General features: G+C 37.8%; 7 protein-coding genes and 1 pseudogene. 4 read left to right on the forward strand and 4 right to left on the reverse strand.

Annotated elements, in window-relative coordinates:
• Positions 1-69 precede the first annotated feature (69 nt).
• The 4 genes from F7Y48_RS20450 (at position 70) to F7Y48_RS20465 (ending at position 4241) form a co-directional block, all read left to right on the forward strand.
• Positions 70-2688 carry a hypothetical protein gene (locus F7Y48_RS20450; RefSeq protein WP_316685329.1) on the forward strand — a complete coding sequence of 873 codons (2619 nt, stop codon included), beginning with the start codon at positions 70-72 and terminating at the stop codon, positions 2686-2688.
• Between the two features lie 28 nt (positions 2689-2716).
• The gene (locus F7Y48_RS20455; protein WP_023584766.1) at positions 2717-2950 is read left to right on the forward strand and encodes a hypothetical protein; all 234 of its coding nucleotides are present in this window, start codon (positions 2717-2719) and stop codon (positions 2948-2950) included.
• Between the two features lie 414 nt (positions 2951-3364).
• On the forward strand, positions 3365-3805 hold the full coding sequence (locus F7Y48_RS20460) for a hypothetical protein (protein ID WP_301660855.1): 441 nt from the start codon (positions 3365-3367) through the stop codon (positions 3803-3805).
• A 61-nt stretch (positions 3806-3866) separates the two neighbouring features.
• A complete protein-coding gene (locus F7Y48_RS20465; protein ID WP_023584768.1) occupies positions 3867-4241 on the forward strand; it encodes a hypothetical protein in 375 nt (124 codons plus the stop codon).
• A 166-nt stretch (positions 4242-4407) separates the two neighbouring features.
• On the opposite strand, the pseudogene F7Y48_RS20470 reads toward F7Y48_RS20465, so the two are convergent.
• The 4 genes and pseudogenes from F7Y48_RS20470 to F7Y48_RS20485 form a co-directional block, all read right to left on the reverse strand.
• A pseudogene (locus F7Y48_RS20470) lies at positions 4408-5455 on the reverse strand (IS481 family transposase).
• 173 nt (positions 5456-5628) lie between these two features.
• Positions 5629-5886 carry a helix-turn-helix domain-containing protein gene (locus tag F7Y48_RS20475; RefSeq protein WP_065302320.1) on the reverse strand — a complete coding sequence of 86 codons (258 nt, stop codon included), beginning with the start codon at positions 5884-5886 and terminating at the stop codon, positions 5629-5631.
• A gap of 261 nt (positions 5887-6147) precedes the next feature.
• Positions 6148-6384, reverse strand: coding sequence for a hypothetical protein (locus F7Y48_RS20480; RefSeq protein WP_023584773.1), 237 nt, complete (start codon positions 6382-6384; stop codon positions 6148-6150).
• A gap of 307 nt (positions 6385-6691) precedes the next feature.
• On the reverse strand, positions 6692-8197 hold the full coding sequence (locus F7Y48_RS20485; protein WP_316685330.1) for a relaxase/mobilization nuclease domain-containing protein: 1506 nt from the start codon (positions 8195-8197) through the stop codon (positions 6692-6694).
• Positions 8198-8379: the final 182 nt, after the last annotated feature.

Below are 8379 nucleotides of genomic sequence, written 5' to 3' on the forward strand. Positions count from 1 at the left end.
TTGTAATGCGAACTTTGTTCGTGCTAAATTATAAAAATAAAGATAATTATAAATATACAAAGGCTTAATATGTACACTCCATTAAAAAATAATGATGATACTATCGTTACTATTATAGTGACAGATAATGCAAATCAAGATGCTATAGACAGCATTATAAAAAACACAAATCACAAGCTGGTCAGTACAAGCTCAGAGTGCTTATCACCAACAGTAGCTACGATGAAATCAGCCAAGTTAAAGGTTGCTTTAGTTGCTTTTGATTTTTCAATGATGAATGTGCATAGTGTTGTTGAAACATGTATGTATAATAAAGTTGAGATCAAAGATGTAAACAGCAACAGGATTATTAAAAGAAAAGAATATGGTATTTTATCTGATGTTCATCTTCTTGCAGATTTCTACGATGAATTCTCAACTGACAAAAACCTTAGCATTCTTGCTAATGCTGTTCGTTCTCTAGTTCCTGTCCATGCTTCAGTTAATGAAGCAATATCTATGCTTTCTTCCATTGCTGATATTCCATTACAAATCGCAGAAAAAAAACTTAATGCATCAATTTCTACGATTCGTAACGTGGTTAACTCAACAACAAATCTTAATTACTCAACCAAGCTTTCTTCAAAAGAAGAGATGTACGTGAAGGTGTTCAATCGTGCGAATGAAAACGTTGATACTATCGAGTTAATCAAAGCCCAGACTGGTGCTAACAAAACCACTTACGCACAAAAGCTGTGTCGCCTCGCGTACAGCAAACAAGTGAAGAGCTGTTCTATAACAACACTAAGAAGTGTTGCTGAACAGTACGCACCTAAAAAAGCTAAGACAGTTGTCGCTCACAGCGAAGAGAGCATCTCTGCATTCGAACAAGCTGATCACTTTAGCTGCACTATGCACTCTCTTCTAAAAGACCATGTTTTCGAATTCGTTAAAAATTGCGGCTACTTCATCTTTGACGAGTGTGAGAAAAACATTCAAGCGCTATTTGAAGAAAGTAATAGTGCTGAAGTTGAGTTTTTGAACCAGAAGCAAAAAGAAACTATTCGTACGCGCTTAACTGAACTTTTCGAAAAGAAGCAAGCTAGAGTCGTTGCGATGGACGCAGATGCTAGCGATGCCATTTCGCTTAGTTTTCTCAGATCATTTGGTAAAAAGGTCAGCGCTTATGATTTAAACTACAGTGAGCCGACTCCTCCTTCGCATGCAAAAACAAGCAAAGGTACTGAATCTGCATTACAGCTTTTAGAACTGGCAAGACCGTTCATTAAATCATCAGGCACTTGTCAGCAAAATCCATATTCATCAATCACAACACAAATCGATGACATCGACATGATGGAGGCACGTCTAATTGAGAAAAAGCTAATTGATGATAACGAAAACATGTTTATTGCTTCAGATAATAAAAGGGAAGCCATCAACATGTTGAAAGACTCTGAGTACGTAAAGAAATCTGGTTTCGTTGATGAAAAGGCGGCGCTAAAAGCGAGAATTCTTTTGGTTCATGCGGACAATAAAGGACAAAATGAGCAGAAAGCATTCCTTAAAAATCCAAATACTGAAATTGTGAAATACAAAACAGTGATCGTAACCCCGTGTGTGCGCGAAGGGTTCAACATAACTGCTAACTACTGCAACACTGTTATCGTTCTATGTCATGGCATCTTGCTTCCGATGCCCCTAGTACAAATTAGCAGAAGACTACGCACAGCAACCAACATCATTTTTGCTCTTGATACAGACAAAAAACCATCGTTTGGATTTTCAAATTACTTAGAATATGCAGCATCACTTGAAGAAAGACTGGAAGCTGAGTTCGCTAAACGAAGAGATGTATTGCTAAGTGATTTAGCTTTATCTCTTACGCTAACTCTAGAAAACCTCGGCTTTAATCATCAAGCTCCAACTCGTTACAGCGAAGATGAAAAAGCACTGATTAAGAAAGAGCAGAACTCTGTTAAAAAAGCTAACAAGAAGTTCATGCAAGAAGCAATTGCTAGTGCTGAATGTATTGATAGTGAAGCAGCTAAGAGATTAAAGCAAAGCACCTGTAAATCTGAAGAAACTACTATGTCAGTAGAAAAGAAAAAGGTTGCTGACAAGCTAGCTATTGATGTCAAAGATGTAGATATCAAAGCAGTTAAGTTCGCTGAGAAATTCAAGAAAGACCATGCAGTTAAAGTTGCCGAAATCATTGCTGACAAGGTTACTGTCAAAGCGATGTATGATGTTAAACAAACTATAAAGCAAAAGAATATCGCAGAAGCAATGCAAATCTTTATAGATTCATTGAAGGGCAATATCACTGATGTTGGAGGTAATGAAATCGAACTAGATTTAACGACAGAGTTTGTAATCGCTGATGCAGTTGAAGTGTACAGCTATCTTCATGCCAACAAAGCTAAGTTCAATAAAGCATTTTCTCAGAAAGACAAGATACGAATCACTGAATCAAAAGTAAAAGCTAATGATAAAGCCATTGCTGAGAAGCGCTTGAGAGCTTTGCTTAAAGCGCTCGGTATAGACAGTCCTCGTTTCGGAAGTACTAACAATAAACGTTACAAGCACTGTTTACATCCACTTGCAGTACCTTCCCTGAAAGCGCTGGGTGTGCTTGAGAAAGAACCGTCAAGCGAGTTCAAAAGTCTTGAGCAATACGAAGAAGTACTAGTAGATCTATATAAATAAAATAATAATAAAAATAGGAATCAATAAAATGAGAAAAGTAAAAGAACTAATGAAAACTTCCCTGTTGACGGGGGAGGACGTATCAAAACTAATGATCGATGAGGGCATGGTTTATCGTGACAGAGCATCTACAACAATGCTCAGCAAGTTGCTCTATTGTACTCCGCGCAACGCGCAGAAAATAATTAAATATGGTTTTAAAGACAGCGGAACTCAAGCTTTATTCTATCTGCAAATGGAAATAGCATGTTCGGATAAATAGTTCTAAAAATAAACTTACAATGTCTTGGTTTTAATATTATAATCATAGACAAGCAATTAAGCTTTCTTGTTTATAGTTATCTTATCAACCCCAGTAACACTGGTTTTTTTCTGCCCTGACCTTCTCACTACTGGTCGGGGCATTTTTATCTTAAATAAATTATCTGTTTTAGTTGCATGAGTTTAAATAAGATAATTGACATCAAATAGCCATTTTGTCTTTTTATCTTCTTTGTGTATTGTTTTAAGGAAAACAAGAAAATCATCAAAGCAGGAAATCTGAAGAAATATTTATTTTATGTGTAGTTTAAAAAATTATAAATTAAATTAATATGTTTTATTTGGAAATTTATATTTTCAATTACAAAATAAACTCTTATAATGAAGAAATAAAATAATAAAAAAGGTTTGAATTATGGTTTACGAAGCAATAGATTTACTTTACAAACAACAAGCTGAATTACAAACGCAACAGCAAGCTCAGCTAGATAGAGTTGAGGCATTAACTAGTACTTTTGACGACAAGTTTAAAGTAGAGATTGAAGTCGGAAAGATTCATGCGTGGGGCAGTTCGAACAGAAATATAGATATAAAAGTAAGATCATTAAAGACGGGTGAAACATTAGCTGTTGCTTCTGTGAATACAGTGAGAGATAACTACAGAGAACCGTTTAGTTGCCCGGCAAATACGGACAGGCTCTTAATGGGTGGGTTAAGCAGGCACGCACCAAAAATCATGCATGATTTTAATGAGTACATGAAAGAGAAAAATATGAACATAGCTTTTAAAAAGTACCTGCTCAACAAAACTGATGAGTACTTGGAAAAGAAGCACAATGAAAAAGTCATGCACTAATAAAAATAAGAAGTGAGAAAACACTCAAACTTAAAGCTATAATAAAAAGAGAATTAAAAACGTGGAAAAACTAATTGAATTTTTAATAGACAGAAAGCTTGAAGAAGAAACGTATGATAGCGGCATCACAGGTACGTTCTACTACAGAGCTACTGATCTAAATGCATACAAAGTTATCGACAGTGAAGAGATTGTGATTTTAGCTGAAAGTTACGAGTTAGCAGAGGCGTGGTCTAATGATGAAAAACTGATGGCTTACAAGCTTTTTGAAAATGAAGCTGAATACGATGAGTTTATTGAAGAATGCAAGGAAGGGCTGCATTACGGCGATCTTGACTTCACATCTAGATTATTTCATGAGCTTAATAGTGTATATGAAGATGATCTCAATAGATATATAGATCGTTATGATTTGTGGGATCACATAAGCGATTAGACAAAGTAGAACCAAAAGCCACGATGGAGCTTTTTTTATTTCTATTCAAATTTGATGTCTTGATTTCTTTAAATAATATAAATTTATTGTAATTAAAATAGCATTTAATTGTACTAATTCAGACCTGATCTGACAGTTACCCATTTTTGATTCGGTGCCTGTCAGATTATATCTGGGCTAGATTCTTTTCAGCCCAGATTGGTTTCCCATCTTCTAATGTATCTATTGGCGTTCTGCCACAGCACATTTTTCCTTGATGAGTACGATGATTGTAGTAGTAGTCCATCCATTCCTCCAGATCTTTATGTAACTCTTCCATTGAGCTATATAGTTTCTTTCTGAAGGTGACTTGGTAAAACTCATTTAATATCGTCTAGTGGAAGCGTTCGCAAATGCCGTTCGTTTGCGGCTGTCATTGCTTTGGTTTTCGTATGATCGATATCGTTTATAGCGAGGTAAAGCTGATAGTCATGTTGCTCAACTAGGCCACAGTATTCGGTACCTCTGTCAATAAGTATTCGCAGCATTCAGCATTGGTAGCTCGTGCGCTTCGAAGAACGGCAACACTTTGTCATTTAGCATATCTGCTGCGGTAATAGGCGTTTTCGTGTTATAGAGCTTAGCAAAAGCGACTTTACTGTAGGTATCGACAAAGGTTTGTTGGTAGATGCGTCCAACTCCCTTCAAGTTGCCTACATAGAAGGTATCCTGAGAGCCCAAGTAGCCTGGATGAGCCGTTTCTATCTCACCGCAGGCTTCATCGTCATGTTTTTTACTCTCTAGAGCTGCAACTTGCTCATCCGTTAAAATGATGCCGTTCTCATTGACCTGTTTCTCTAAAGCAATAAGTCGCTTTTTGAAGTTCTCAAGATCGTTTCTAAGCCAGATTGAGCGGACACCACTTGGAAAGATAAACACGCCAAGCTTTCGCAGCTCACTGCTTGTTCTCACTTGACCATGTGCGGGGAAATCAATCGCGTACTGTAAACCGTTTGTTCAGTTTCATTGTCGACGCGATTTTTAAGGTTTGGTGCTTTTCGATTTTGGTTAATCAATGCGTCAACACCACCTGTTTCAACCAACTCTTGATAGCGGTAGAAAGTGTCTCTTGATACGCCCATAACCTTACAAGCTCTTGATACATTGCCAAGTTCTTCTGCAAGATTGAGAAGACCAGCTTTGTGTTTGATGATTGGATTGCTAGTATGAAGCATGAGAGTTACCCCTTAGTTTCCTTGGTTTCGGATTAAGCACCTTTAATCAAAGAATCAAAGCGGGTAACTCTCTTCATTTCAAATTGAAGTGTCAGATCTAGTCGGAGCTAATACAGTTGATTCTATATTTTTATTTTATTTGTACTCATTCCCACGCGTGGGAATGACTTGACTCACCATTTCTCTTCGCTCCCACTGTCGGCTTTCAGCTCGATACTTTCTCCTTTTGGCACTATATGCACTTCCAGATTTAGCGATGATAAGATGCGAAACAATGTCTGAATCCTAGTCGTTTCTGGATTAATCTCAAACTTGGAAATAGTGTCTTGTTTTAGACCTACAGGGTCGGCAGCCTTAGCTTGCGAGAGATTCTTGTGTTTTCTTTCATCACGTAGATGTATTGCTAATTGTCTGGGCGATGTTATCAACATAACAATTCCTCATTTTTTACCCTCTATAGAGGGTAGTTATGGTTTTACCCTCAGTCAAGGGTAAGAAGGAAAGGCAGCCTTGGGGCTGTTTGCTTCTATTTTCGTTAAGTATGCGATTAGATTTTGAGCATCTTCGCCAGCTTTCTTCGATTTAGGCGTGTAATCGAAAGGCGTTAAAGTGCTTGCGTAAGGTGTAAATCTTTTTAAGCTTGATGCATCAGAGATTGATGTAATGCTTTTTCTTTTCGCTCTTGTAGCTTGTTAATTGTTGCTGTTGCCTGAGCTGAACACGTAGTCATTAAATAGAACGGCTGGGAACTTCGCCGCATCCAGTTTAGTTTTTATTCTGTATAGTACTTGATGTAGCTCTTGAGCTTCTTCAGCATTAATTTCATCTTCACTTTCTAGTTCGTCAAACATCTCTAGAGCTTCATGCAGTTTCACAGAAATTGCGCAAAGATAATGTTTTTTCATTGATAACAACACATTGTCTTTCATGTCGTTCCTCTTTGCGGTACTTCTTATATAACTCGTTAGCTGGTCTAAAGTGAGACATGATCCCGTCAAGGTTGTGCTCAGTAATTTCGTAATTTCCAGATTTCGCAATAAGGTGTTTTATAGATCGCGGAGAGGAGAGGGCAGTGCTCGGTAGCTTTATTAATGTTACATGTGTCGCGTTGCCGCTACCATTTATTAACTCAGGGTCTCGGACAATAATGTAAAGCATCTTGTCACTTTTGTTTTTTTGAAATCGCGGTAGAGGGGATTTTTTCTGCTTTGTAGGAACTGTAACGTTATCAATTAATTAATATGTATTTTCAGCGATATATTTTGATTTCTTCTTGATGTTACGTCTTCTATTCCGCTTTTTGTTGTCAGCAAAAATACCTTCGTTTTCATAAGCTTTTTCTATTTGTTCAATGGCTTGGTTAATTACTAGCTCTTGATCTTCATGTGTCGCAACAGGGGTTGCTTTCAATCCCCAGTGGTTCTGCTTGCTTAGTTCAAACAAGATTAGAAGCTGATGATAGAAGAATTTACTTAGCGTCTTAGATGCTGAGTATATGCCTCTCTCTTGTTCGTAAATTGCGTGAACGAAAGCTTTGTCGCGTTTGTTGATGCGTTTACCATGATACATCCAAAAATCTATCGCATCTTCTATTGCTTTTTGATGTTGCTTTTTGCATGAGATAATGAAGCAGTTAAGCATGTGCTTATCCCACTCTTCAGCTTGCTTCTTTACTTTATCAGCATGTGCTTCAGCGTCTTTTCTTACTGTTTCAAATCTTTGCTCTGCAAAATCTTTTTGCGATTCAAACATTTCTCTAAGATCATAATTTTCGACTTGTGACTCGTCATAGCTACTTATAATGTTTGCATCACTTTTCAGGACACCAGATTTTATCAAGCCGCCGAGGGTGAACTTGTTACCGCTCCTGAGCTTAGAAGCTGGTATGATGAAGTCATTGTATTTGTAAACAAGACCAACGAATTTTTCGTTGCTTCTGTCTTCTTTAAGTATTATCTCAACGCCGTTTCTTAGCAGTGCTATTTGATAAAGAGCTAAGCTCGCTTGAGTGGTGTGCTCATCGTTTACACCTAGTTTCTTTAGCATGTTTGCCCTAGCTTGCACTAGCGATGGTAGCTCTTTGATGCTTGATTCAACTAAGCGTCTTACCATCAGCTTGACTGAGTGAGAGTACTTGTCAGAAACGACCGCTTCGCCCCTTGCTAGTATCTCTGATGAGTTTTCTAGTTGTCTTAATCCAAACTCTTTTTCTTGTTCGCGCATTACCCCTTGGGCGGTTTCAACAGACATCCAATTGCTTATTACTTTGTTTGTTTCCAAGTCTTGTGTTGATGCTGTTATGTGTACGTGCTGAGAATCAGTATCTGCATGTCTGAAAGCGATGTAGCGTGCGTTTTTGTAACCTAAGCGGTTCATTGTCTTTCTAACTGTTTTACGCCACTGCTTGTCGGTAAGTCGCTCTCCTTTATCGATGGATATAACGAAGTGACGGAAAGGGTGCTTAACGTGCGGATTATGCCTGTATGAGCTTTGAAGCTCTGTTATAGCATCGTGCCAGTCAGCGCAAGTAGCTGGCTCACCCATTTCAACAGGTATAGATTCGATTTCGTTAGCACAGATGAAGAATGAGTGTCCTTCAGAGGCTGGAGCATGTTTTGTTTTACCAGCGCCGTACTTCACCAGGTTATCTGCGTCTTTTTGTTTAGCGCCATATTCGACGAGGTTCTGAGCGTCCTTTGCGGTTTGTTGGCTTCTTGTGCATTCTAATTCTGTAAATATCATTTTATTATCTCTTTATTATTATTGTGAGTGAGAAAGTAATAAGTAATGTAGATAATGTAGCGCGCCGAGATAATTCTCCGATTTTTTCAAGATAAAACGAAAAAAGCCCATCCTACACAATGAGACGATCAACTCTAAATATAGACTGAAAAGCGATGTACGTTATAGATAGAAGATCGCCT

Origin of the sequence: Vibrio sp. 2-1-2a, assembly GCF_032648565.1 — a bacterium.
Taxonomy (GTDB): domain Bacteria; phylum Pseudomonadota; class Gammaproteobacteria; order Enterobacterales; family Vibrionaceae; genus Vibrio; species Vibrio diabolicus.

What these genes read in the sequence shown, in the direction of transcription:
- F7Y48_RS20450 (WP_316685329.1), top strand. Translation starts at nt 70, where the DNA reads ATGTACACTCCATTAAAAAATAATGATGATACTATCGTTACTATTATA.
- F7Y48_RS20455 (WP_023584766.1), top strand. Translation starts at nt 2,717, where the DNA reads ATGAGAAAAGTAAAAGAACTAATGAAAACTTCCCTGTTGACGGGGGAG.
- F7Y48_RS20460 (WP_301660855.1), top strand. Translation starts at nt 3,365, where the DNA reads ATGGTTTACGAAGCAATAGATTTACTTTACAAACAACAAGCTGAATTA.
- F7Y48_RS20475 (WP_065302320.1), bottom strand. Translation starts at nt 5,886, where the DNA reads ATGTTGATAACATCGCCCAGACAATTAGCAATACATCTACGTGATGAA.
- F7Y48_RS20480 (WP_023584773.1), bottom strand. Translation starts at nt 6,384, where the DNA reads ATGAAAGACAATGTGTTGTTATCAATGAAAAAACATTATCTTTGCGCA.
- F7Y48_RS20485 (WP_316685330.1), bottom strand. Translation starts at nt 8,197, where the DNA reads ATGATATTTACAGAATTAGAATGCACAAGAAGCCAACAAACCGCAAAG.